General features: G+C 67.9%; 23 protein-coding genes and 2 pseudogenes. 11 read left to right on the top strand and 14 right to left on the bottom strand.

Features of this window, described 5'->3' with window-relative positions:
- Positions 1-161 precede the first annotated feature (161 nt).
- A pseudogene (locus AB0N14_RS34155) lies at positions 162-1,127 on the top strand (IS1380 family transposase); the annotation flags it as partial.
- Between the two features lie 330 nt (positions 1,128-1,457).
- The gene (locus AB0N14_RS34150; RefSeq protein WP_366029585.1) at positions 1,458-2,045 is read left to right on the top strand and encodes a hypothetical protein; all 588 of its coding nucleotides are present in this window, start codon (positions 1,458-1,460) and stop codon (positions 2,043-2,045) included.
- 6 nt (positions 2,046-2,051) lie between these two features.
- On the opposite strand, the gene AB0N14_RS34145 is transcribed toward AB0N14_RS34150, so the two are convergent.
- Both AB0N14_RS34145 and AB0N14_RS34140 read right to left on the bottom strand, forming a co-directional pair.
- Positions 2,052-2,792, bottom strand: a complete 741-nt coding sequence (locus AB0N14_RS34145) for a hypothetical protein (protein ID WP_366029584.1) — start codon at positions 2,790-2,792, stop codon at positions 2,052-2,054.
- A gap of 22 nt (positions 2,793-2,814) precedes the next feature.
- On the bottom strand, positions 2,815-3,132 hold the full coding sequence (locus AB0N14_RS34140; RefSeq protein ID WP_366029583.1) for a type VII secretion target: 318 nt from the start codon (positions 3,130-3,132) through the stop codon (positions 2,815-2,817).
- 83 nt (positions 3,133-3,215) lie between these two features.
- Here AB0N14_RS34140 and AB0N14_RS34135 point away from each other — a divergent pair, with 83 nt between their 5' ends.
- Positions 3,216-3,614 (top strand): hypothetical protein, encoded by a 399-nt coding sequence (locus AB0N14_RS34135; protein ID WP_366029582.1) that lies wholly within the window; start codon positions 3,216-3,218, stop codon positions 3,612-3,614.
- Between the two features lie 796 nt (positions 3,615-4,410).
- Here AB0N14_RS34135 and AB0N14_RS34130 read toward each other — a convergent pair.
- The 3 genes from AB0N14_RS34130 to AB0N14_RS34120 form a co-directional block, all read right to left on the bottom strand.
- Positions 4,411-5,682 (bottom strand): hypothetical protein, encoded by a 1,272-nt coding sequence (locus tag AB0N14_RS34130; RefSeq protein ID WP_366029581.1) that lies wholly within the window; start codon positions 5,680-5,682, stop codon positions 4,411-4,413.
- Positions 5,683-5,853: 171 nt separating this feature from the next.
- Entirely contained in the window at positions 5,854-6,435 is a 582-nt protein-coding gene (locus tag AB0N14_RS34125) for a hypothetical protein (RefSeq protein WP_366029580.1), read from the bottom strand.
- Positions 6,436-6,465: 30 nt separating this feature from the next.
- On the bottom strand, positions 6,466-6,984 hold the full coding sequence (locus tag AB0N14_RS34120) for a hypothetical protein (RefSeq protein ID WP_366029579.1): 519 nt from the start codon (positions 6,982-6,984) through the stop codon (positions 6,466-6,468).
- Between the two features lie 190 nt (positions 6,985-7,174).
- Here AB0N14_RS34120 and AB0N14_RS34115 point away from each other — a divergent pair, with 190 nt between their 5' ends.
- The 7 genes and pseudogenes from AB0N14_RS34115 (at position 7,175) to AB0N14_RS34085 (ending at position 12,176) form a co-directional block, all read left to right on the top strand.
- The gene (locus tag AB0N14_RS34115) at positions 7,175-7,501 is read left to right on the top strand and encodes a hypothetical protein (RefSeq protein WP_366029578.1); all 327 of its coding nucleotides are present in this window, start codon (positions 7,175-7,177) and stop codon (positions 7,499-7,501) included.
- Between the two features lie 20 nt (positions 7,502-7,521).
- Entirely contained in the window at positions 7,522-8,664 is a 1,143-nt protein-coding gene (locus AB0N14_RS34110) for a PE-PGRS family protein (RefSeq protein WP_366029577.1), read from the top strand.
- An 82-nt stretch (positions 8,665-8,746) separates the two neighbouring features.
- Positions 8,747-9,136, top strand: coding sequence for a hypothetical protein (locus AB0N14_RS34105; RefSeq protein ID WP_366029576.1), 390 nt, complete (start codon positions 8,747-8,749; stop codon positions 9,134-9,136).
- Positions 9,137-9,443: 307 nt separating this feature from the next.
- A pseudogene (locus AB0N14_RS34100) lies at positions 9,444-10,784 on the top strand (alpha/beta hydrolase).
- Positions 10,742-11,080 (top strand): alpha/beta hydrolase, encoded by a 339-nt coding sequence (locus AB0N14_RS34095; protein ID WP_366029586.1) that lies wholly within the window; start codon positions 10,742-10,744, stop codon positions 11,078-11,080. The pseudogene AB0N14_RS34100 and the gene AB0N14_RS34095 overlap by 43 nt, the downstream one beginning before the upstream one ends.
- A 58-nt stretch (positions 11,081-11,138) precedes the next feature.
- The gene (locus AB0N14_RS34090; RefSeq protein WP_366029575.1) at positions 11,139-11,609 is read left to right on the top strand and encodes a hypothetical protein; all 471 of its coding nucleotides are present in this window, start codon (positions 11,139-11,141) and stop codon (positions 11,607-11,609) included.
- Between the two features lie 30 nt (positions 11,610-11,639).
- Positions 11,640-12,176: a type VII secretion target gene (locus AB0N14_RS34085; RefSeq protein ID WP_366029574.1), complete on the top strand. Its 537-nt coding sequence runs from the start codon at positions 11,640-11,642 to the stop codon at positions 12,174-12,176.
- A 289-nt stretch (positions 12,177-12,465) separates the two neighbouring features.
- Here the strand turns inward: AB0N14_RS34085 and AB0N14_RS34080 are convergent, their stop codons facing one another.
- From AB0N14_RS34080 to AB0N14_RS34065, 4 genes are all read right to left on the bottom strand, one after another.
- The gene (locus AB0N14_RS34080; RefSeq protein ID WP_366029573.1) at positions 12,466-12,900 is read right to left on the bottom strand and encodes a hypothetical protein; all 435 of its coding nucleotides are present in this window, start codon (positions 12,898-12,900) and stop codon (positions 12,466-12,468) included.
- Positions 12,901-13,605: 705 nt separating this feature from the next.
- The gene (locus AB0N14_RS34075; protein ID WP_366029572.1) at positions 13,606-13,776 is read right to left on the bottom strand and encodes a hypothetical protein; all 171 of its coding nucleotides are present in this window, start codon (positions 13,774-13,776) and stop codon (positions 13,606-13,608) included.
- 101 nt (positions 13,777-13,877) lie between these two features.
- Complete coding sequence (locus AB0N14_RS34070) at positions 13,878-14,330, bottom strand: hypothetical protein (RefSeq protein ID WP_366029571.1); 453 nt, start codon at positions 14,328-14,330, stop codon at positions 13,878-13,880.
- A 42-nt stretch (positions 14,331-14,372) separates the two neighbouring features.
- Positions 14,373-15,077: a hypothetical protein gene (locus AB0N14_RS34065; RefSeq protein ID WP_366029570.1), complete on the bottom strand. Its 705-nt coding sequence runs from the start codon at positions 15,075-15,077 to the stop codon at positions 14,373-14,375.
- Positions 15,078-15,143: 66 nt separating this feature from the next.
- Between AB0N14_RS34065 and AB0N14_RS34060 the strand changes: the two genes are divergently transcribed.
- Complete coding sequence (locus AB0N14_RS34060) at positions 15,144-15,572, top strand: hypothetical protein (protein ID WP_366029569.1); 429 nt, start codon at positions 15,144-15,146, stop codon at positions 15,570-15,572.
- Between the two features lie 11 nt (positions 15,573-15,583).
- Here AB0N14_RS34060 and AB0N14_RS34055 read toward each other — a convergent pair whose 3' ends face one another.
- From AB0N14_RS34055 to AB0N14_RS34035, 5 genes are all read right to left on the bottom strand, one after another.
- On the bottom strand, positions 15,584-15,886 hold the full coding sequence (locus AB0N14_RS34055) for a hypothetical protein (RefSeq protein WP_366029568.1): 303 nt from the start codon (positions 15,884-15,886) through the stop codon (positions 15,584-15,586).
- A gap of 61 nt (positions 15,887-15,947) precedes the next feature.
- The gene (locus tag AB0N14_RS34050; protein WP_366029567.1) at positions 15,948-17,012 is read right to left on the bottom strand and encodes an SUKH-4 family immunity protein; all 1,065 of its coding nucleotides are present in this window, start codon (positions 17,010-17,012) and stop codon (positions 15,948-15,950) included.
- Positions 17,013-17,085: 73 nt separating this feature from the next.
- On the bottom strand, positions 17,086-19,011 hold the full coding sequence (locus tag AB0N14_RS34045) for an ATP-binding protein (protein WP_366029566.1): 1,926 nt from the start codon (positions 19,009-19,011) through the stop codon (positions 17,086-17,088).
- A gap of 162 nt (positions 19,012-19,173) precedes the next feature.
- Positions 19,174-20,505, bottom strand: a complete 1,332-nt coding sequence (locus AB0N14_RS34040; RefSeq protein WP_366029565.1) for an SUKH-4 family immunity protein — start codon at positions 20,503-20,505, stop codon at positions 19,174-19,176.
- Positions 20,506-20,584: 79 nt separating this feature from the next.
- Positions 20,585-22,759, bottom strand: coding sequence for an SUKH-4 family immunity protein (locus AB0N14_RS34035; protein WP_366029564.1), 2,175 nt, complete (start codon positions 22,757-22,759; stop codon positions 20,585-20,587).
- Positions 22,760-22,762 lie beyond the last annotated feature (3 nt).

The following is a 22,762-nucleotide window of genomic DNA, read 5'->3' as shown; positions in this document are numbered from 1 at the left end:
TGACGAACTACACAACGTTACCAGGGGATATTTCTACCCCAACCCGGAACCGGCGAGCGTCTGACCTGCACCGACGTGCTAACTCACCGGCATTGTTCTGACCTGGGACGATGGGACTTGTCTAGGGTCCTGTTCGTCGTCAGGAAAGCTGCACTCCTCAGGTGAAGAAGAATACCGGGTCGTACCCCCGTGTCCGTGTTGAGGGCGGTGGCCGCGGAGTGGTCTCGCAGGCCGGGGCCGTGCTGTTGGTGGAGACGGTCCGTAAGAGCGGTCTGGATACGGCGATATCGGCGGCGTTGGCGCCGTGGCGCAAGGCGCGGGCGGTGCACGATCCGGGCAAGATCCTGCTCGATGTGGCGCTCGCGGTGGCGCTGGGCGGGGACTGCCTGTCCGATGTCGCCATGCTGCGGGCCGAGCCGGCGGTGTTCGGACCGGTGGCCTCCGACCCGACCGTCTCCCGCCTGGTCGACACGCTCGCCGGCAACGGGAAGCGTGCGCTGACCGCGATCCGCCGGGCCCGCGCCCAGGTCCGCGAACATGTCTGGGCTCTGGCCGGGGACGCCGCCCCCGACCAGAGCGGACAGGTGATCGTGGACCTGGACGGGGTGCTGGTGATCGCGCACTCGGACAAGCAGGACGCCGCGGCGACCTGGAAACGGACGTTCGGCCACCATCCGATCATGGGGTTCGTCGACCACGGGGCGGGAGGCGCCGGTGAGCCGGTGGCGGGCCTGCTCAGAGCGGGGAACGCAGGCAGCAACACCGCCGCCGACCACGTCACGGCCACCCAACTGGCCCTGGCCCAGCTCCCGAAGAGGTTCCGGCGCGGGCGCCGCACACTGATCCGCACCGACTCCGGCGGCGGCACCCACGAGTTCGTCAACTGGCTCGCGGCCCGGGGCCGGTGGCTGTCGTACTCGGTCGGCATGACCATCACCGACGCCATCCACCTGGCTGTGCTCCAAGTCCCGGCATCGGCCTGGACCCCGGCCGTCGAGCCCGGCGGCGAAGTCCGCGACGGCGCCTGGGTGGCCGAGATAGGCGGGGACTGCCTGAAGGGATGGCCGAAGGGGATGCGGCTGATCGTCCGCAAGGAGCGCGCGCACCCCGGAGCCCAACTCCGCTTGCAGGTTCAACGGCTTGCGCGACGTAATGCCTGTGCGTGACAGGAAGCGCCCGAGCGGCTTCGTGCTTGCCCTCAGCCATCGCCCGTGCAGTTCCACGGCTGTAGCTCCTGACGGAGGCGCAGCACTTGGTGGTTGTCTGTCAGACCCCGAACTTCATCTCCACGCGGGCAGCCACACCCGGACTGCGCACCGGGGCCAGCGTCCTGGTTTACTTGGGCCGTATGAGGGAGCGCGACACGGTCGGTGCAGTGTGAAGTCGGTGCCGAGGGACGGCATGAGGTTTGACCGTGAGCTGGTCGAGAAGTACGACATGAGAGAGGGCGCGGAGTGATGCAGCCGGAATTGACGCCGCTCGCACCAATCGCGACGCTCCCCCAACGTGGCGTCATGGGGCGTGCTCTCGGGGGACTGTTCTTCGTTCTCGCTCTGGTGATCTTCGGGGTCGGCCTTTACAACGCGTCCCACGCGGCCGGCGTCGTCGGCATCCATGGCACTCTGACCGTGGAGCGCTGTTGGGTCAAACAAGGTAGCCGCAGCTCCAGTGACACCACGGTATGCGGGGGGACCTTCAGGTCCGACGACGGCAAGGTCGTCGACGATCAGGCGAGCATCCGGGCGAAGGTGAAACCGGGTAGCAAGGTTTCCGTGCAGCAGGCTGGGGGCTGGTACGTGAAGGTCGGCTTCGGTGAGACGACCCGGTGGATCGCCCTGTTCTTCCTCGGCTGGCTCGTAGCGGCGTTCGGCATGGCGTTCGCCGCCACAGGCATGTTCCCCCGCAGCGGGATGCAAGTGGCCCTGATCACCCGGGCGGTATCAGGCACCAGGGTCGGCATGGTGCGAAGGTGGTTCGTTCGCGGAGGCCTCGCCGGTGCTGGTGTCTGCCTCCTCCTGACGCTGCTGGCCTGGCTCCTGAGCTGAGGGCGGCTACACCGCGGGATTGTCATAGCTCTTCCCTGGCTCGGGAAAGCTTTTCAGGGCGACGCTGAGCCTGCCGACCACCAATCCACTGGCGGTCGTGGCCACATCCACGGCTTGCTGGGCAGCACTGTAGGCTTCGGTGATACGCCCCCACGTCTTGATCATCTCGGCGATTTCCAGAGCAGCAGCCGCATAGCCCACGACGGCACCCACACCCGTCTCGGCCAGCAGTGTGCCCGCCGCGAGCTCGACCTCCGCGATGATTGCCTCATCCGCTAGTTGTTCAAGCAGGCCCTTGATGAGGTCTGCACCCCTGGCCACGGCGAGGCCGACCTCCTTGTAGGCGCTCTGAAGCTCCTTCAGGTCCCCGTCCAGGGAGTCGATCTTCTTCGCCAGCTCATTGAAGTAGACGTAGGCGGCATCGGCCGCGTTGCCGTTCCACGTCGCGTCCAGCTCTCTGTTGCCGGACTTCAGGTTCGTTGCTACGTCCTTGGCGAGCTTTCCCGTGTTCGCCCACATTTCGCCGCACTTGACGTACGACTCCCAGTCACCGGTGAACCAGGCGATGGCCTCTTCCAAGGGATTGAAGCCGAAGACGAACTCAATCGTCGAGAGCGCCCATTCGCTGGGACTGAGGAAATCGCTCACCGTGCTGACGGTGTCACCGACAATTCCCTTGGAGAACTCCTCGGGCTGGCTGGGTGCTTTAAGGTTGTCGACAGGTTCGACAGTGTCTGTGAAACTCATGTGAGTAAGGTCTCCAGGTGCGTCAGCGCTTGCTCGGCGGGTACGTGGCGTCGAGCTTTGACGCCTGGTCCTGATCGGTTGTGCGGTAGTACTCTGCGGACTTCGACAGCTCCTTTGCGCTGGCAGTCAGGAGGCCATGAAGTCGGGTGACCACGTCGTTGACCCCGTCCATTGCCTGCGAATGCATGCCGGTCGCCCATAGGAACAGCCCCTGCCCGGTGACTGCACCCATATCGCCGTACTTCTTGATGTACTCCTGCGCCTGATGCACGTCTTCAGCTGCACGCTCCACCTGGCGGCTGAACCCATCAAGATCGTCCGGCTTGACCTGGAACGTCATTCCTCACCCCGTCAACATGCTTCCGATCTACAGCCGCAGCTACTCTAGCGCTGTCCAGGAACCCCACGTGAGGAGCAGTGCGCATGGATGAACGCGAGGTCGGAGACGAGGAATTCCTTGACATCGCCAAGGACCCGGCTCGGGCCCGGGCGTTGCGCAAGTCGCTGCAGAAGCTCGCGGGTAGCGGAGACGAAACCTTGCGGGAGATGGCCCGCGAAGTGCTGGCCGGCAGGGTCGGGTTGCGCCAAGCGATGCGGACGGGAGCCTATCGGGAGGCGCTGCACGAGAGGGCCACGCTGGGAAAGCGTGCGTACGAGCAGATGAGTGCTGAAGAGCGCCGCGCTGCAGAAGCCGAGGGCCAGCGGCAATTGGACGAGTACCAGAAGGAGATCGACCGGGAGCAAGCTGAGCGGCAGGGGGAGCGGGGGACCGGCAAGAAGGGGACGGCAGCTCGACATCATAGCCGTGGCTGGCAGCTGTGAAGCATCCTGGGGGCAGGTGCCGGAGCTCCCACCCATCCGGAGTGCTTCACGCGGCGAGGCGGGGGCAGCAGGGGTAGCCTCCGGCGCGCTTCATCCCGCCTGCATGGACGAGTTCGCGGCAAACATCCCCATTGCTGGGTGAATGATGCGACTCCACTCGCAGAGCGACCGGCGTATTCAGGATTCGTCGGATCCTCACCGTCTTGACCCTGCAGGGTGCCAACCGCAGTCCTCCGACCGATTCGCCGGCCAGCTCGCCCAAGGCCGTTCTGAGTGGCTATCCACTCGTTGTCACGTACACGGTGTCCTTGTGCATGCGGACCACGGGCGCTCGCTGACAACGGCAACAAGACCCACGACGACCTAATTTCCGACCGGCTGCTGCTGAAACTGGACAAGCCAGCGGCATCTCCCTGAACCTCGCCGCGGCCAGGGCCAGGTACCCGCGCCGGGACGGAGCACATAGCCCGGCGCGGGACGCTGTCAGGGGACGGTCTTCATCGTGCGGCGGCAAGTGGAACCCGACCGCGACGCGGCGGCTTCCGCCGAACCAGGCAGACAGCTGCGCGCTGGCAGCGGTCGGTGCGAGCGAGCCCTGTCGACTTCTGCAGCCGCCTGCAAGCGGCAGGCTGCAGATGGCCGATCGAGATCGAGCAGCTGATCGCGGGCTCCGCTCAGCGGAACCCGCTTGCTTCCTGTCCGGAGGGCGACCGCGATTGCTTCCTGTCCGGGTGGCGACCGCGATTGCTTCCTGTCCGGGTGGCGACCGCGATTGCTTCAGGCTGCCGCCACGTGGCTACGAACCGTCTGCGTGGACCGCGTACACGTACCGTTTGCCGACGTACTCGCTGAGGTTCCAGATGACGGACTCGTTGTAGGCCCAGCCGGACGCGCCACTGCTGTGGTAGCTGAGATCCTCGCAGCCGATGGCCAGGTCACAGACGGTGGTCGCGGTCGAGTCGCCGGAGCTGAAGGTGCGCAGCGAACCCTTCGTGGACGGACCGGCGCTCGTCGACAGGTAGTGCTTGCTGTTGCGCGACACCACTCCCTGGATCTTCTGCTGGGCGACGGTGACGGCTTCGGACGCGGTGAGAGAGGCGATCTGCCGATCGGTGTAGTCGAGGTTCCAGCGGACCACCTTGGGCGTGGTCGTACCGGGGCCCGTGCCGTTGCAGGTGCCGTCGGTGTAGTCGACGGTCCCGGACAGGGAGTACTCGCTCACCACCAGGCTGTCGGGGCTGCTGGCCCGGTCGAGCCCGATCGTGGTGTAGCGCAGGTACGTCCCCGCGTTGTCGTAGGCGTGGCTCTGCGGCAGGGCGTACTGGTACCCGTAGCCGTAGTAGGACCCGTCGATGTGCAGGCCGCACACATCCGTTTGAGCGGTGGCGACCTTGAAGAGGGTGTTCAGGTCGAACACCCTCAACCCCTTGTAGGTGTCGACGACATAGAGCAGGTTGCCATACCACATGATGCCGCCGGCGTGCTTGCGGATGGGGTTGAAGGAGTACTCCCCGGTGCCGGTTCTGACCGGCTCGACCAGAAGGACGTGCCGGTACGTCGGCGTGCCGGCGGTGGTGTAGTCGACGAACGTCAGTCGCAGGCCCTTGTCGAGCGCGTACTCGTCGACGCCGTCGTCGTCGGGGTCTGTCTCGAAGTACCAGGAGACGAGGACGACCCTGTTGCTGCCGCCTGCCGGGTAGACCCCGTTGCCGTAGGCGTCGGCGCTGGTCGTGATGCCTTGCGGGATCCAGTAGTCCACCGCCTGGTCGGCGCTGTCCCAGGCGAATCCGGTCGCGAACGCCTCGACGGTGCTGGGGGCGCTCGTGAGGTGGGTGGCGTTGCGGTTGGTGTCGGCGATGACGGTCGTCGCGTCCACCTTGGTCAGCTTGGTCGCCAGGCCGGCGGTCAGATCGGCGAACTCGCCGTAACTGTTGGAGGATCGGATGCTGAGGCTGAACTGTCCCGCGTCGATGGTGGCCGCTTCGGCGACGGTGGGGGCCGTCAGGCTGCCGGCGGCTGCGACGAACGGGGCCGTGGCCAGCGCCTTGAGGATCGTTCTCCGTGTCATGGTCATGAGGCGGAGAGCTAAGCCCACTTGATCGAGCAGTACAACCCGGCTTGCCTCGCTGGCGAACACCGTTGGCATGGCCGGCGGAGAAGAAGGGGCCATCCCCGCATGCGCGGGGAGCACCGCCTCAGAAAGGTGGGTGGATGACAGTCGCGCGCTGGGGGGCCTCTGTCACGCGAAGAACGTCACCAGCAGGCTGATGGCGAACCCGACAACGCCCACCGCGACCAGTATGACGGTGGTGCGCAGGAGCGCCTGGCTCGCCGGCTGCCTGGAGGAGAAGCCGGTGACCGTGCCGAGTAGGCCGACGGCGAGGGGAATCAGGGCGCCGAACCACCATGCGCAGCCGACGGCGATGGCGCCGACCCAACCGTGGTCCAGCTTGTAGGAGGTGTCGCCGCTCTTGCGGGCCTGGAGGACGTGGCCGCGCTGGTACAGGGCGTCGCTCTTGAGTTCGGCGTTGAGGTCCTTGACGCTGCCGTCGTCGGCGGTGAAGGTGCCGTAGCACCACCTGGTCCTGGTCTCCTTCCGCGAACTGCTCGACGCGCCCCGGTACTTGTAGTCGACGGTGCAGGTCTCGACGGTGAGCTTGCCCGGTGTGGACGTGGCGTAGGTGTAGGGGCCGAGGAAGGCGCCGAGGGCCAGGAGGACGAGGCCCACGAGGATCAGGCCCGCGCCGATGAGGCGGCCGAGGCGCATCCGGTCTCCGGATACGGCGGCATTCGTCGCGGCGTTCCCGTGTACTTGGGTCATTGGGGGTTCCTCAGGATGGGAATGCGGGCGTCACAGGGCGAGTGAGCATACGAGCGCTGCCAGGACGCCCACGGCGAAGATGCCGCCCAGGACGGGTCCGGTCACGGTCGCGGCCGGCAGGCTCTGCCAGGAGGCCGTGAACCCGGGGCCGTTGCGTGTGCCGAAGCCGGTGAGGAGGCAGTAGCTGCCGAATGCCAGCAAGGAGAGGCAGAATGCGAGAATCGCGGCGTCTTTTCCGGGATCCCGTTCCTGCGGCTGCTCGAAGGTGTCGTCCACTTGTACAACGGGGATTTTCGTCCCGGTCTCGAAACGCGACGAAGTCTGCACTGCCACGTCCTGGTAGGTCGCCCCACCGTGTTCTGCGGTCCAGGTTCCCGTGCAGCTGAACTTGAGTTCCGTTGTACGCCTGTGCGTGCCGTAGTGGGTCTTCGTGTGCGCTTCGCATGAAGAGACGGTGAGGGTCCCGTCGGTGCCCTCGCCGGCGAGTTCGCTGCGCAGATCCGGAATGGTCAACGCGGCGACGACCGCGGCCACGACGAGCAGTCCCAACCCGAGGAGTCTTCCCGCCCACAGGCTCCCTGTACTGCTGTAACGCGGCTGTGCTGTCAGCACTGTTGGTTCCCCCGGGCGACTTGACGATCTCTTGACTGACGGGCTGGCTGGGTCGTGCGCGAGGAGTCTAAGGTATCGGCCTGTCGTGCAATACGAACAGTTGCAACGGGGAGTCCGGGGGAGAGCGATGGAGTTCGACACCTTTGACGTTGACACGGCCGTGCTCCGGAAGCAGGGGCAGAACTTCGTCGACCTCGGGGGTGATTTCTCGAAAGCCTCCAAAGGGCTTCAGGACACCCTCGAAGGGTTGGGAGAGCCGTGGGAGGACGCGGACTTCGGGGAGCTTTTCGGCCAGGTCTACACGCCGATTCGCGAGGGCATCCTCACATCGATGGACAGCCTTGCGAAACGGCTCCAGCAGTTGGGCCACAACCTGCAGGACATGGCACGTGACTACGACGGATCGGACGCGTCGAACAGCGACCTGCTGAACGGTATTTCCGGCCACATCTAATCAAATACGGGGCTATTGGCATGTCGCTCACACTGCCCGGCGAGCTCGTTTGGGTGCTCGACCTCCTCGGCTACAGCTGGCCCGAAGCCGACGAAGAAGCACTGCACGAGGTCGCCGAGGTCTGGCGGAGTTTCGGCAAGGCGCTCGAAGACATCGAGACGCAGGGCGAACGCTTCGCCCGCACCGTCGTGGCCACCAATGTCGGCACGGCCGTCGACGGCTTCAGCAAGTCCTGGGGCGCCTACACCGGCGCGAACGGCGAGGACAGGTACATCCCCGACGCGAAGACCGCGTGCGAGGGGATCGCCCTCGCCTTCGACGCGGCCGCGGTGGCGGTCCTCACGGCAAAGCTGTCCGTGATCGCGCAGCTCGTCGCCCTCGCCTTGGAGATCATCGCGGCGCAGGCGGCGGCCCCGTTCACCTTCGGACTGTCCGAGATCGGCGGGCTGGGCGCGACGCAGGCCACGCGCGTGATCGTCCGGGAGCTGCTCGACAAGCTCAAGAGGGAGGTAATGGAGGCGATCACCAAGGCAATGGAACACGCCTCCATGGACGTTCTCAAGAAGATCGCCAAGGAGCAGCTCGAGAAGATCACCAAGGAGAAGGTCAAGCAGTACGCCAAGCAGCAGATCAAGGAGCAGTCCAAGCAGTTCGTCCAGGAGAAGGTGGTCGACGCCGCCAAGGACAAGGCCAAAGAGGCCGCCATCGGAATGGCGCAGGACATAGGCCGGCAGAGCATCGAGACCTACTTCGACGCGCGGTCCGGCATCGACCTCGGGGAGACGGCCGGTGTCGCCAAGACGGCGGCCGGCGAGTACGTGGACGGCCTCGAGAACGAGGTCACCGGGGGCGAGGGTTCGACCTTCGCCGACTACACCGACGTGTCCGGGCACGTGGACAACGCCGTGGACAGCGCGACGGAGAAGGTCAGCGGGGCGGTCGGGGACCGCGTACAGCGGGGTGTCGACACGCTGGCCGGACACGGTGCCCATACGACGCAGGCGTCCAGCGGAGCTGAGGCCACCGTCTCCACGGAGGGTTCCGGCTCCTCGGGCACCACGCAGGCGTCCAACAGAGCCGTAGCCACCGCATCCGCGGCGCACTCCAGCTCCTCGAACACCTCGGAGAGCACGGACGACTGGGCTCGAAGCGAGTTCGGATGACGCCGACGCTGCCTTTCCCCGCGCTCACCGCACTCCCCGCCCTCGCCGCCCTCATGCCCGTCAGGAAGGACGTGCCCGACCCATGACCGCCGACCGGGAGATCCAGGACGAGGAACTCATGGGCATCGCCCGGGACCCCGAGCAGGCTCTGCGGCTGCGCCGCTCACTGCGGACCATCGCCGACGCGACATCGCTCGACCCCGCCCTGCGTGACATGGCGAGTGCGATGCTCAGCGGGCGCGTCGACGTCAAAGAAGCCTTCCAGGATCCGCGCTGCACCGAGGCCGTCTACCAGCGGCTCCACGGGATGCGCCGGGCGGTCGACGACCAGACGCACGCGGAACGCCAGGAGTGCAACGCCCGGTTCGGCGAGTGGAACGCGCGGCAGCAGGCGGAACTGGACCGCGAGCGTACCGAGCGGGATGCGCCGGTGCATGGCTCCGACCGGGGAGGGCGGTCTGAGCGGCGCTGAGGTTCGGGTGAGTGTGTCCGAACACGAAGCCGTTCGGATACGGCGCCGTATCCGAGCAAGAAGTCGTTCGGATACGGCGGCACGGTACGGGCGCTTCGGCCCACATCGGTCGAAACGGTGGACGAGCAGGTGGAGTTGGGGATTGCTCCGGTGACGAAGTCGTCGGCTAGGCTGTGCGCCTCGAACTCATGAGTGAGCAGTAGCAACGGGGGTTGCCTTATGTCCACTTGGGTGGACGTGCCATGCCCTGAAGGGCACTTGGGCCGGCCGACCGGGAGCCGACGTGGCTTCCGACTTCTCCCGGCTGATGAAGCAGGACTTCTCCGACCTGGAAGCCGCTGCCAAGGTCTGGCGCAATCTGTCGACGACCATGGACTCCCTGACCGACCGCCACCGTCGGCAGGTCACCGGACCACTGCACCAGTCCTGGAAGGGCGACGACGCCGACGCGGCCCTCTTCTACCTGGAGGACGTCGAATCGCGGATCGGTGTGGTCGAGACGGAGGCCATGGCCATCGCCGAGGTCCTGGACACCACGAAGTTCTGGATGGAGCAGGCCCAGAGGGACCTCCGCAACGCCGTGCGGCGCGCGGAGGAGGACCGCTTCGAGGTCGACGGCGACGAATGGGTCAGCGATCCGACGACCACCGGCCTGCCACACCAGGACCCCGACGCGCGGGAGATCATCGTGGACCGCAGTGCCCTGATGGGAGAGCACCGTGCGGCCATCGACGAGGCCCCGACCGCCGCGCACAAGGCAAGCAATGACGGCGCGAAGGCCCTCGCGGAGCTGAACGGTGACATCCTCACCGACCCGCTCAGCCATGACGCGGCAGCCGAATCCGCCCAGGACGTCAAGAAAGCGATGAAGGCGGTGGGCGTCCAGCCTCCGCAGATCCCCGACGACGACCCGAAGGCCGCTGCCGAGTGGTGGAAGGCCCTCAGTCCCGAGGAGCGTCAGGCCTACACCACGCTCTATCCGAAGGAGATCGGCGCGACCGATGGTCTGCCGACCGATGCACGCGACGACGCCAATCGCACAGCCCTCGCCCAGGAGATCGATCTGGCCCAGGAGGGCAACTACGCCGAGGGGTTCCCGGGCGACAGCCTGGAGACGGTCAACAGGCGCCTGAGCAACATGCTGGTGCTCAACGAGCGGCTCGACGCGGCGGACGGCGCGCCCAAGGGCAAGGAGCTGTACCTCCTCGGCTACGACTCCAAGGACGACGGACGGGCCCTCATCGCCATGGGCAACCCGGACACCGCCGCGCACACCGGAATCCTGGTGCCGGGCACCAACACGAACATGGACGCCGTGCCCGGACAACTCGAACGCATCGACAGACTGCAGTCGGCGGCGGAGCAGCACTCCAAAGGCGAGAGCCTGGCGATGATCACCTGGCTCGGCTAAGACGCCCCCGAGGCTTCCACGACCGACTTCAACAGCGTCGGCGGGACCGGCCGGGCCGATGCCGCCGCTCCGGACCTGCGCCAGTTCGTGGCAGGCACGCACGCCTCACACGACGGATCGCCGAGTCACACCACCGTCCTCGGACACAGTTACGGCTCCACAGTCGTCGGTGCCGCGCGGCGGGGGACTCCGGTCTGGGAGCGGACGACGTGGTGGTGGTCGGCAGTCCGGGGATGACCGTGGACAGAGCCCAGGACCTGCAGATGGATCCGGAACACGTGTGGATCGGCGGGGCGGAGGACGACATCGTCATCAACCACTTCTCCGACTACACCCTCGGCCGCGACCCGATGCTTGGAGCCTTCGGTGGAAACAATTTCGAAGTCGACACCCACGGCCACAGCGGCTACTGGGACAAGGGCAGCGACTCTCTCGACAACCAGGGAAGAGTCATCGCGGGCAGGCAGCCCGCGGAGGTTCCGAAGGAGGGCGGTGACCAGCCGCCGGAGGCCTACATCGTCCCCGGCCTGTAACTCCCTTCTCCGCACGGTACTCGCCGTCTCCGCGGCCGTGCTCCTGACTGGAGGCTGTATGTCCCAGAGTGACGACCGGAATGCCCCGCTGCCCCGCATGGAAAAGGAAGCCGCGCTGAAATGGGCCAAGGACTACACCGAGTACATGGCCCGGCTCACCGGTGTCGAGCTCACCGCCTCGACGGCCAAGGTGCACTTCGAGGCGTGCGTCGGGGAGAACGATGAGGTCGCCGAGGACGGCCGGTACAGCCTCTTCTACTACGTCTACTCCCCGGCCCCTGTCACGGAACACACACGCGTCGCGAAGACGCTGCGCCGGGAACTCTCCCAACAGGGGTATGAGGTCACCTCATACCGGGAGTTCAAGAACGCCTATACATCGATGATCTTCAGCGCTCGCAACAAGAAGAACTCCTATCGGGTCACGGCCGACACCGTCGGTTCCGGCAAGACGGAGCCGCAGGAACTCTCCTTCGCCGTACGCACCCCTTGCATGCTCCCGCCCGGCGTGAAGCAGCAGCAGTTCTGAACGGCCAAGAGGAACTGAGAGGAACCGCACGTGTCCCAGCGCACCGACGTCGACCCGGCTGAACTTCGCGCCTCCGCCGGAGCCTGCGACGGCATAGCCCGGACCATGAAGGACCCCGCCGACAAGGCGGTCAAGGAGACCGGCGCCGCGGGTACCTCACTCACCGGCTGGTCGATCGGACCCGCCCTGGCGGAGATCGCCACCAGCTGGAAGCCCGCGCTCGACGGTCTACACGTCCGTATCCAAACCGGCGGTGACAATCTCAGGTCGTCGGCAGACGGCCATGAGTGGAACGACGAGCGGGTCTCCCAGGACTTCGAGAAGATGGGCGCGGACACCGCGACGCAGGCCACCCCCGGTGTGATGCCCGCGGTGCTGCGCCCGAGCGGGGGCGAGCAGCACCCCGTCCGGCACCCGGGCGCCGCCCCGGGCTTCGACCCGGGGGGCCGCCCATCCGGCGACGGACCACTGGACCCGCGCACCTCGTACGAGTACGGCACCGACATGCCGACATACGACGAGACCATCGGCACCCGCCCCACGCCCGGCACGAACGACTTCGGCTGACTCGCTGCACGTGCCTCACCGAGGTAGCCGCGTACGGCCGCCCCTGGCAGCGTGAGGATCCGCGCACACACTCCCGGTGCCCCTTGCGGTCGGGAACGCCCATGTAGCCGGCCTTTTGCCCATCTTGCTCCGGTGCACCCCGACTCCGGCGAGGCTCACCGCTCTGTGCCCCGGAGGACCGGGGACGGGCAGGATCCGGCCACCGAATGGAGCCCCGCACCGGGCCACCGGGCCGGGCCACCGGGCCGGGCCGGTGGCCCGGTGGCCCGGCCCGGCACCCGACGACGAGTCACGTCGGACGGCGCCTGTTGCCGACGGCGTAGGCAAGACCCCAGGCGGCGGCCGCGGCGACCACGAGGCCGAGCGGGGAGAACCAGTCGACTCCACCGTGGGCTTCACTGGTCCACCAGGCCTTGGCCGGGAAGAAGGGCTCGGCCTCCAGCAGGTCTCCGAGGGCCATGGGCGACCGCTCCCAGGCGAAGATCAGCGGGAGGGCGTTGGCGTAGCCGAAGAAGGCGCCGAGCGCGGCGATGACGGCCCCACCGATCCGGGCGCCGTTGCTCCGGTGAGCCGTCAGGCCGACCAGGGAGCCTACAACCGCGCCGTTGAGCAGCGCGTGGGCCAGGTAGAGGGTGTTCGCCGTGGCCGTCGACTGATCCTTGTACGTGGCCAGGATGAGACCGCTGTAGAGCAGCGAGACGACGACCGAGACGAAGAATCCCAAGAGGACCGCGCCGACCGGATTGCCGCTTGCCTGCGATTGCTGCCCGAAGGTGGCTGCCTGGAAAGGTGGTCCGGGCTGCGTCGGATAGGGCGGTTGCACCGGCGGCCGGCCTGGGACGGGCGGCGGTCCCCCGTACACCGGAGCCTGGCCAGGAATGGGCGGCAACCCGGCCTGCATCGGGGGCTGACCCGGAACCGGCGGCCCGGGCTGCATCGGGGGCTGCTCAGGGGCAGTCGGCGGTCCGAATCCAGGCGGCTGCTGCGGCGGCGGGGCGGGCTGGGCGTACGGGTTGGAGGGGTTCTGCGGTGGCTGCGGTGGTGGTTGGAACGGCGGCTGGCTCATGATTCCCCCATGGAGTCAACTGGCAGAAGCAGCAAGCTATCAGGGACATCAGGAGACGGCCGTCGCAGCCGGAGCGAGCTGCGTGAAGGGTGCTGAGGGGGCAGATGCCACGGAGCTGGCCTGCCGTTTGACGAGGTACGGTCGTCGGCCTGACCCGTCATCAGGAGTGTGGATCACGTTCCTCAACGATGCATCATCAGCAACCGCGGTTGCTGCGGGGCGCGTTGGCCGTCGAGCGAACTTCTCCTAGGAGTCGTATGTCCGAGCTGATCTCCGATCCCGACCCGCTCTCCGCAGCACAGTTGACCGCGCGTGTGGTGGCTTGGTGGCATGAGAGACGCCTCGGCGGGTCCGTGCTCCGGGTCACCAGCCAGTCCGGCAGTGCCCCCGTGTTGTGACGTCGTCGCCGAACTTCCGCCACAGGGCGGCGCACTCCTTGAGCTTGTCCTCGTCTGCCGTCGGCCAGCGGTAGCCGAGCATCTCGAGAACCCATTCGAGCTCGTCCGGCAGCATCATCGACACAGCAGAAAGCACCCCCGTCAGCCGACACGGCCCTCCAACTCCCTCATAGGTCAAGGGAGATCACGCAGGAGTACAGCCGTCCGCAAAGTTTACGGAATCACTCGCGGACGACTTCAGACGTCGCTGTCACAAATCCGTTGCAGGTCATGACGGTTGCTTCGACATACACGACCGTCACCGGCGCACGTCGCGCGAACCGGCCGCCGCCGGCTCCTGCGGACGGCGGCCGAAAGGCGGGGCGACCCGAAGTCAGACCTTGGTGAAGCACAGCGCGTAGCTGAGCTTGTGGCCGTTGCGTACTGAATGCCGTAGTCGTACTCCGACCCGCACTCCCTGTCCTTGCCGGGGAGCATCTCGCCCAACTTGTACTCCGCCTCGCCGGAGTTGCAGTCGACAACCGTAGGAAGCGGCTCGCCCTGAGGGTCCTTTACCTTGACGCAGTCGCCGATCTCCGGGTCGTGAGCCTCCGAGTACACGGACGCCGAAGCCTCCGCCTTCGCCTTGCCGCCCGTGGGACTCGTGTTGTAGTCCCAGACGTAATGGGCCAGGCCGCCGAAGATCGCCATGAGTAGCCTCCGAGGTCAGTCGGCCCCCCCCTCCCGGGCCGGTCAGACGAAGTAGCTGACCAGGAAGGACACCCCGGCTCCCACGATGCCCACGCCGATCATCCCGATCAGGACCGGACGCGTCACTCCCCGCCCCGCCGCCTCCCATGCCTCGTCGTACGAGACGCGGCTCGGGCCGAAGGGCGCGTAACCCGTGGCCAGGCAGAAGACGCCGAGGCCGGTGAGGACCCATCCGCCGAAGAAGGCCCCGAAGAAGCGCCAGGCGCGGTCCATTCCGCCCTGGACGTAGTCGCCGTTCCCCGAGGTGGCCGTCGTCGGCGCGTCCGTCTGCTGCACCGCCAGCCCGGTGCCCTGCGTGTACCGGTGCCTGACCTGCACCGCCGCGGCCGCGTCCTTGCTCTTGCCGTCGTCGGACACGAAGGTGCCCTCGCAGCGGACGGGGCGGCGGTTCTTACGGCTGCTCCGCGAGGCGTTGTTCGGGTAGCTCACCTCGCACTGCTTCACCGTCAGGGTGCCGTGCGTGCCCGCCCAACCCGCCAGGTACGCCCCCTCGTACGCCCCCCACCCGCTCAGGGCGAGGCCGGCGAGCAGGAAGACCAGACCGCCCCAGCGCCCGAGGCGGCCGAAGGCCCTGCCGACGAGACCGGCGGCCGGGGAGCGGTCGGTTCCTTTGTCCTTTCCCGTGCTGTGCGTCTGAGCCATGACGACGAAGTCCTTCTCCTTCTCGGCGGATTGGGGGGTCAGCATGGCATCCACCCGTTACGGGAGATACTTCGGGTGTCCGAGGAACGAGGGCAGCGAGGAGAAGCGGACATGGCCAGGCACCCCGAGAACTCACCGACCCCTTACGGCTCTTCGCAGGACCGCGGGGTGCTGGACGAGGCACTCGAACCGGAGCAGATCCGATCGCTGAACTCCGCCCTGCGCAAGCTGTCCGAGACCGACGGCGTCGGCAAGGACATGCAGGACGCGGCGAAGCGGTTGCTCTCCGGTCGGCTCGCCCTGCGCGACGCCCTGGACGACCCCGCCGTGGCGCGCGCCCTGGGCGGAGGCCTGGCGTCCCTGCGTGGCCAGTGGGAGTCGCTCTCCGAGGAGGAGCGCGAGCAGATCAGGCACGGGGAGCCGCTGTCGGGCGGTGACCCGTCCTCGGGACAGTCCGAGCCGAGGGGCTCGGCCGCCGAGGCCCCGCAGTCGAGGAGGAAGGGCCAAGGGCGGCACAGCGGCGGCTTCTCGCTGTACTGATCCCGTACCGATCACTGGCGCTGTCTGCGGTACAGATCGATGGCCGCCGGGTTCGGGAAGTTGGGGACGGTGACCGTCTCGCCGGTCTCCTTGGAGACGACGATCTTGCTGCCGCCGGGCGGAGCGGGCTGAGGCCGGCCGGCGGCGTCGGTGACCGGCGGGAACTCCGCGTACACCAGGTATCCGATGTCGAATTCCTCGACGCGAAGCTGGGCGGGCGTGCCGTCCGGCAGCTTGGGCTGGGCGTACCGGCTGCGGACGATGTCGAGGGCCTGTTCGGCGGTGGTCGGCGGTGCCGGGCTGTCCGATGTCACGGGTGCTCTCCTTGTTCTCTCGGTTCTCTCAGTTCTCTCGGCGGGGTCTCCAGAGGGCCGATCAGAACAATCCGTGCCACATCTGCTCGACGATCACTGACCACCAGGTGTCGGCGTTGGCCAGAGCGGACGCGTCGACGGCCACCAGCTGCTCCTGCAGTGCCGCCACCTCCGCGCCCGCCGCGACCGGGTCGAGGCCCCGCATCCGCTGCCGTACGGTGGCCAGCAGCGCCAGGGAACGGGCGAAGGCGGCCGCCGAGACGTTCACGTAGCGGGCCTCGGCCGTGACCGGGTCCACGGCCCACAGGGCGCCGAGGCCATCCGGCTCCGTCGTCCCGGGCACGCACTGCACCGCGATGACCGCGACCCCGTCGAAGCCGATCCGGGCCAGGTGGGCCAGGGCGCCGATCTTCTCCTCGCCCGCAGGGCTGCGGCGCTCGCGCAGGTTCGTGGCGACGTCGGTGAACAGGCCGCCGGCCGAAGCGGCGTCGGGCCGGTCCGCGGTGAAGAAGAGGGGAAGGTCGGCGGGGAGTCCTGCCCCGGTGAGCGTCGACTTGGTGGTGTCGGGCAGGGGGCTGTCGGCGACGTCGTCGGCGTCGTAGCGCCGTACGCCCTCCTGGCCGAAGACCTCCTCGAGATGGTGGCCGAGGGCCGCGTCACGCATCGGCTCCGCGGGCGCGACCCGGGCGGGAACCGGGAGGCGGTGCGGGCGGGGCGGCGGCTGCCGGCCGGCCACTCGGTGCAGCATCTCGACCTGCTCGACCAGCGCCGCGACGCCCTGCGCACGCTCCTCGGGCCGGGCTCCGTAGGTCTGCGAGCAGGAGAGCTGGGCGTTCGGGAAGGCATTGAGGAGTTCGGCCGTGTAGCCGCCCGGGAGCAGGCTGGGACGCAGGTCGGTGTGGACGGCGACGACATTGTCGACGGGTACGTTCATCCGCCGGAGCTCGGCCCAGCACTGGTACTCGGCGGGCGGCAGGCCCGGGCCCGAGTTTCGGAAGAGGGTGGTCTCCTCGCCGCCCGCCGGATCGACGTAGGTGAAGACGGCGGTGTTGCCCGGGCCGGTGACCGGACGGGCGTCTTCGGGCGCGTTGGCGCCCTGTACGGCCGCCTGCTCCTGGCTGGTCAAGGGGAGGCTCCTTCGAGATGGCTGGTCCAACGGGTGAGGACGGGGTGTGGCTACGGGTGGGGACGCGGTGTGACTACGAGGCTAGCGTCGCGTCGGTCGGGTGGATGCGCAGGGCCTTCACCCCGCGCTCGGTGGCCACCAGGAGGATGCCGTCCGGGGAGAGGTCGGCGGCGGTGAAGGGCGTGTCGGAGATCAGGGCGGCCACGACCTCCTCCCTCGTCCGGTCCCAGACGCGCAGGTAGTCGGCGCCTCGGCTCAGCCCGAGCTGGGCGGCGGTGCGCTCCTCCTCGGACGGGCGCAGGATCTGTGCGCGATCGGTGCCGCCGAGGTCATCCGGTTGTACGAGGCCGCGGACGAGCATCGCGGAAGTGCTCGCCTCCTCGGGCTCTCCGATCGGGCGCGCACCGGGCGTGCCCGGGGGTACGACGAGGACAGCGACAGCAGTGGCCGGCCCGTCCGGACTCGGGAGGCTGCCGACGGTCACGGCACTCACACCGGCGACCGGCAGGCTCCACAGGGTCCGCCAGGGCAGCTCGAAGCCGAGCCGGTGTATGGCGTCCGCGAACTCGGTCAGGCCGTCCTCGACGAACGCGGTCTCCAGCAGGGCGGCGCGCAGCACGGCAGGGGCCTGCGTGCGGGTCAGCAGGGGGGCTGTACGCAGGTACGTACGGGCCGGCGCACCGAGCGCCTCCACAGGAACGGCCTCGATGGCGGCGCGCAGCGGTACCGGGTCGGCGTGCACGAACAGCCCCGGGTCCGTGAGGAGTTGGGGCAGCAGGCCCGCTTCCAGGGTGTGACCCGCGATGTGGTCGCGCACGTAGGGGTCGGCCTTGCTCCAGTCCTGTTCGGGCACGGCCCCCAGCAGTGCCATCGCGATCTGGGACTGGGCGGCGCGGACGTTCGGCAGGCCGGCGCGGATCTCGTCACCGATGGCCGGGTGCAGCAGCCGGAGCAGCGTACGCCCGCCGTCCCCCTCTTGTTCCTCCGGCTGCACGAACGGCGCGGCGAGCAGCATCCCGCCCGCGAGTGCCTGGCTCATGTCCTGTCCGGCGACCGCGCTCGCCAGCCGCGCCCACAGATCGACCGGAATGCCGTCGGCCTCGGCCAGGGCGAGCGGTGCCAGCATGAGCCGCAGGGTCTGCGGGTCGGCGCCGAGCCGTCCGGCGTGCAGGTCGAGGGCCTCGCCGACGGACGTCGGCAACTGGCTTTCATCGGTCGGATCGAAGCCCTCGGGGGCCATCAGGATGCAGTTGACGGCGAGTTGGACGACCAGTGGACTGGTCCCGGCGCGGCGGCCGACGGCCGCCGCCAGGGCGAGGCGGGCGGCCGGATCGACGGTGAACGGCAGTTCCGGCACACCGAAGTCGGGGTTCAGCGCCGCCTGGGCGTGCAGCACGAGGCCCTCGGGGTCGGCCCACTCCGACTCGTCGAGATCGATGATCCGCACAACGCCCGGCGGCAGCCCCGCGGCCAGCTCGGCGGCCAACGGGCGCGGCACCTCGGCCAGGAGCCGTACCGTCTCGGTGGCGGCCAGCGGAGCGAGGACCTCCCGGACAAGCCGTGCGGGCTCGCCCGTGGCGCGTACCGGACCGGCGCGGTCGACATCGGGTACGACGACGGTCACCGGCTCGTCGAGCGCGGCCAGCCCGGCGTACACGTCCTCGGTGCTGATGGCCCTCAGCTCGTGGTGGTCGGCGAGCAGCCACAGGACCTGGGCCGCGGTCAGCCCGTCGGGGGCCGGCACAGCCGGGGCCGGCAGCTCAGGCGGCACCGTCGACGGATCCATCTCGGCCAACGGCAGCTGCTTGCGGAAGTCCGGCTCGCACAGCATCAGGAACCCGGTGAGCAGCCGCGAACGACCGCTGCCGGAGCTGCCGGTGAGCGCGACCACGCGTGGAGTTCCGGGCGCGGCCGCGCGCCATGCGGCGAGCGCGCGCAGCGCGGCGGTCCGGCCGCCTATATGGGGGTGCGGTGCGTAGTCCTCGGTCGAGCCGGTCATGGGTCCCCGTCCTCCGCCGTCGCGGACGCCTTCGCCTGCGACGTCGATCTTAGGTGCCGATCGCGCCCCGTTTCCCTCACCGTACGGCCGCCGCCGTACGGTGAGGGTTCATTCCGCCGGGGAGCCTTCCCTTTGTCCGCGTCAGTCCGTTGTCCGGCCGGTTCACTGGCGATCAGCAAAGTTGTAGTCCTCGAAGACGCGTTGCCAGCACTGGGCGGCGTAGGCGTCCGGATCGATGCGAGCGAGCCACGACCGCAGGTCGGCTTCAGCGTCTTCGATGGGCCAGTCGGAGGCGAACCACCAATAGTAGAGCCGGACCATGGTGACGAACTGTCGCAACGAACTCCCGGCCAAGGGATCACTGATTCCGGACGATCCGTCCTGCAGAACCTTGCCACTGGTTCCGTTGAGCAGTAGCTGCGCTCCTCGCCAGGTTCCCAGCAGAAATCCGGTCCCATGGCTGACCGGAGAATCGGAAACCTCCGGCAGACCGGAAGCGGTCAGATCCCGGGTTTCAAGCTCCAGGAAGCCGCTGACATGAGGGAAGCCGACCTCGGTCAAGAACTGGCGGGCGCCCGCATCGGAGAGGCTCGAGGGCGGAGCGTCCTGGGCAACCCGCTTGAGCCGGGTTGCGCCCCATACGTTTTCGAACCACTCGGCGGAAGCCCGCAGCGCGTCAGCGGGAAGGCCGACGGTCCCAAGTCTGGCAGCCGTGCGCAACATTCTCTTCAGGACGCCTGCCTGGCCTTCCGCCTCCGTCGAGAGGATGGCAATGGCGAAGACCCCGTCACTGGAGGACATCACAGCACGGTCACCAACACGAACGGCACGTCGTACATGACGCGGCATACGAGGTAGATCGACGTGCCCTTCAGCCGCTCCAGCAGGCCTCCACCCCGAAGGGCCCTGGTCCGCCGCCACAGACTCAGGTGCCGTGGGTGCGTCACCAGGGCCGACAGCGGGCTCTCCGCTGTCGAGGTGCCGCACCACGTTGTTGCCCTGACCATCCGTGGCAATGGCCAACGAGCCCGACTCATCCCGCACCACGTGCAGTGCGCGTACGGTTGGCCGCTTGATCAAGCGCTCGGTGGTGGCGAGCCCGGGACCAGTGCCATGTGCCCACACGGTGTGCCAGGGCAAGGTGGAGGCGTCCACAGCGGCGAGAAGCCGATCGGCCAAGGCCTTGTCCGACGGTCCCCGATTGAGGAGGGAGTGATGCAGGAGAGCCAGCCACTCGCCGTGTGCAGAGGGCCAGACACCACGTTCGGCGAGGTAGTAGAGGTTGGCGGCGAGGCTTGCCGGGGGGATCGGGCGGTCGTGGTGAGCGGCTTCGAATGCCTCGAACAGGGTGTGATGGCCGACCTTTGCCAAAGTGGGCGCGTCTTCCAGCAGAGACTCGAAGTCTCCGGCCGCGGCGGCGTGGCCGGCCGCCGCGCGATGTACGTACCAATGGACTGCGGACGTCGGCTGCGCGGACCGCAAGGCGGAGATCACCTGCACATGGAAGCGCTCTGCCTCTTGCTGAGCGCCCCCGAGTGCAAAGTGACATGGGAGGTGCCCTTTTGGCCCGGAGTTACAGATAGTAGAAATTCTCCTCGTCCAGGACATGTCCCCAGTTCTGCGTTGCCGCGGCGGCCGGGTCGAGGACGGAGAGCCATGCGGTGAGTTCAACGAGCAGATCCTCGCCGTCGAGCCCGCCGGACGTGCGGTAGGCGAGCATGTACTCCCGTTGCAGGCACACCATGGCGACGAACGAGGCAAGGGACGAACCTGCCAGGGGCTCGCCGGGGCTGCTGTCGTCGACGGCGCCCGGCCGTGTCTGACGCAGTACGCGGCCGGTGGGTCCGTCGAGGAGAAGGACGCCGCCGATCCAGGTGCCCAATTCGTAGAACGGGCCGTCACCGACGGGCGTTCCGAAGTCTCGGGCGCCTTCCCACCGGTGCTCCGCCAGGCCGGTCACGAGGAGATTGTGGAGGTTGAGGCTGTAGAAGTCGGAGACGGCGGGGAGGCCGACCTCGGTGAGGAATCGGCGAGTCGGTTCGTGTGTCAGGCCGGCGGGAAGCTGGTCTTCAGTCAGAGTGGGGACGGTATCGGCGCGGAAGATCTCAAGTACCCGGGCCCGGGTGGGGCGGCAGGCGGCCTCGTCGTAGGGGCGCGGTGTGATCTTTCCTCGTGGGCCGACGGCGGGCAGGGCGCGGAGCGGAGCACTGTCGGTGTAGTGGAGGTTGGGCTCGATGGCGTAGATGCCCCGCTTCCCGCCCAGTACCACCAGATCGCCGACACAGATCACGTCCCCCACCGTGGGTGCCTGCACCTGCCGGGTTGTGGACGGATCACCGGCGAGTGTGAGACGGGCCAGGTTCCAGGACTGCTCGGCCCGCCAGACAGCCGTCTGTGCGGTGCCACCCGGCATCGCCTCGCCGGTGTCGCCTCGGTTGCCCTCCTCGAGGAGTTGCCCCGTGGCCGCGTCCCAGACTTGCCGCCCGCCGCCCTTGGTGAGGCCGGTCACCGTGGACTGGGCGAGCCCGGCGTGCAACTGGTCCACCGCCACGCTCCGGGGCGGGTTGGTGCGGAGCCGGCTGGGTGCCCGCCAGTGGGACCACACAGTCTTCCAGGGCAGCGGTCCGCCCTGTTCTGTCAGAGCGTCGGCTCGCTCCTCGTCGCCTTGGCTCACTGCCAGGAGATGCAGAAGCGACACCCATTCTCCGTCCGAGGAGGGTGCCACGCCGAGGGCGTCGAGGTAATGCAGGTCCGCGGCGAAGGAGCCGGCGGGGATGCCATCGGGGAAGGCAACGGGCAGTGCCTCGATCAGAGCAGTGTGATTGCACTTGACGAAGAGGCTGGGAACGGCGAGAAGCTCCTCGAAGCGGCCGACCACGGCTGCGTGAGCGGGCAGAGCGCGGGCCAGGTAGTCCCCGAGCGGGTCATCGTCGCCGGCTGCGAACAGCCGGTCGAAAACGGCATTGTGGAAGGCGCGGAACTCCTCGGGGGACACCTCGGTGTTCCGTAGCCTTTGCGCGTCGGACTCGTGGATGAACGACACGGGCAGATCGCTGTCGCCGTTGATCGAAATGTACTCCGACTCATCTGCGATCGACTGCAGTTCTGAGCGGTCGAATTCGGCGCCGAGGAGAGAACAGAGCGCACTCCACTCTTCCAAACGAATTCTGCGCGGCTCGGCCAATGAAAGGGCGAGGATGGCAGTGCGCTGCCGGGCCGGGAGTGAGTCGAAGGGAGCGCGGGTCGTGGCGGGACGGGAGTCGACCCTGAGGGGGGAGCCGTTGCGGGGGCTGAGATCGTGTACTTCGCTGTCGACTTCGATGACGAATCTGACGCCGGTCTTCCTGAAGTCCAGTCCCAGGTTGCCCGCAAGGTGTTCCGCGGTGTGCCGGGGCTCGGTCGTCGACCGGGTCCGTCCGGCCCACTGCGTGTTGGAAACGAGGACGAGGGAGTGGGCCGGCTCCTGCTCTTCCATGTAGTCCACGAGAAAATAGGCGTCCCGGTAATCCCCGTAGGAGACGCCGAGGGATCGCATGACGCGGTCCAGGACCGCCTCGGTGGAGAGACCTGCGGCATCGATGAGGGCCGTGTCCGGCGTGGCCTCGGCGAAGTCACGAAGGAGCGCACTCTTTCCGGAGCCGGCGGGGCCGTCGACGAAGAGGAAGCCGCGCTTGGGAGAGGGGTCGTTCGCCCATTCGCGTAGTAGGCTTGCGGCGTCATACGGGCTGCTGTCGGGTGTCATCGCCATCGG

The sequence above is a fragment of the Streptomyces sp. NPDC051104 genome (assembly GCF_040682835.1).
Classification (GTDB): Bacteria; Actinomycetota; Actinomycetes; order Streptomycetales; family Streptomycetaceae; genus Streptomyces; species Streptomyces cynarae.
This window is presented reverse-complemented; position numbering and strand designations above follow the sequence as displayed.

What these genes read in the sequence shown, in the direction of transcription:
- AB0N14_RS34150 (WP_366029585.1), top strand. Translation starts at nt 1,458, where the DNA reads ATGCAGCCGGAATTGACGCCGCTCGCACCAATCGCGACGCTCCCCCAA.
- AB0N14_RS34145 (WP_366029584.1), bottom strand. Translation starts at nt 2,792, where the DNA reads ATGAGTTTCACAGACACTGTCGAACCTGTCGACAACCTTAAAGCACCC.
- AB0N14_RS34140 (WP_366029583.1), bottom strand. Translation starts at nt 3,132, where the DNA reads ATGACGTTCCAGGTCAAGCCGGACGATCTTGATGGGTTCAGCCGCCAG.
- AB0N14_RS34135 (WP_366029582.1), top strand. Translation starts at nt 3,216, where the DNA reads ATGGATGAACGCGAGGTCGGAGACGAGGAATTCCTTGACATCGCCAAG.
- AB0N14_RS34130 (WP_366029581.1), bottom strand. Translation starts at nt 5,682, where the DNA reads ATGACACGGAGAACGATCCTCAAGGCGCTGGCCACGGCCCCGTTCGTC.
- AB0N14_RS34125 (WP_366029580.1), bottom strand. Translation starts at nt 6,435, where the DNA reads ATGACCCAAGTACACGGGAACGCCGCGACGAATGCCGCCGTATCCGGA.
- AB0N14_RS34115 (WP_366029578.1), top strand. Translation starts at nt 7,175, where the DNA reads ATGGAGTTCGACACCTTTGACGTTGACACGGCCGTGCTCCGGAAGCAG.
- AB0N14_RS34110 (WP_366029577.1), top strand. Translation starts at nt 7,522, where the DNA reads ATGTCGCTCACACTGCCCGGCGAGCTCGTTTGGGTGCTCGACCTCCTC.
- AB0N14_RS34105 (WP_366029576.1), top strand. Translation starts at nt 8,747, where the DNA reads ATGACCGCCGACCGGGAGATCCAGGACGAGGAACTCATGGGCATCGCC.
- AB0N14_RS34090 (WP_366029575.1), top strand. Translation starts at nt 11,139, where the DNA reads ATGTCCCAGAGTGACGACCGGAATGCCCCGCTGCCCCGCATGGAAAAG.
- AB0N14_RS34070 (WP_366029571.1), bottom strand. Translation starts at nt 14,330, where the DNA reads ATGGCGATCTTCGGCGGCCTGGCCCATTACGTCTGGGACTACAACACG.
- AB0N14_RS34065 (WP_366029570.1), bottom strand. Translation starts at nt 15,077, where the DNA reads ATGCTGACCCCCCAATCCGCCGAGAAGGAGAAGGACTTCGTCGTCATG.
- AB0N14_RS34060 (WP_366029569.1), top strand. Translation starts at nt 15,144, where the DNA reads ATGGCCAGGCACCCCGAGAACTCACCGACCCCTTACGGCTCTTCGCAG.
- AB0N14_RS34045 (WP_366029566.1), bottom strand. Translation starts at nt 19,011, where the DNA reads ATGACCGGCTCGACCGAGGACTACGCACCGCACCCCCATATAGGCGGC.
- AB0N14_RS34035 (WP_366029564.1), bottom strand. Translation starts at nt 22,759, where the DNA reads ATGGCGATGACACCCGACAGCAGCCCGTATGACGCCGCAAGCCTACTA.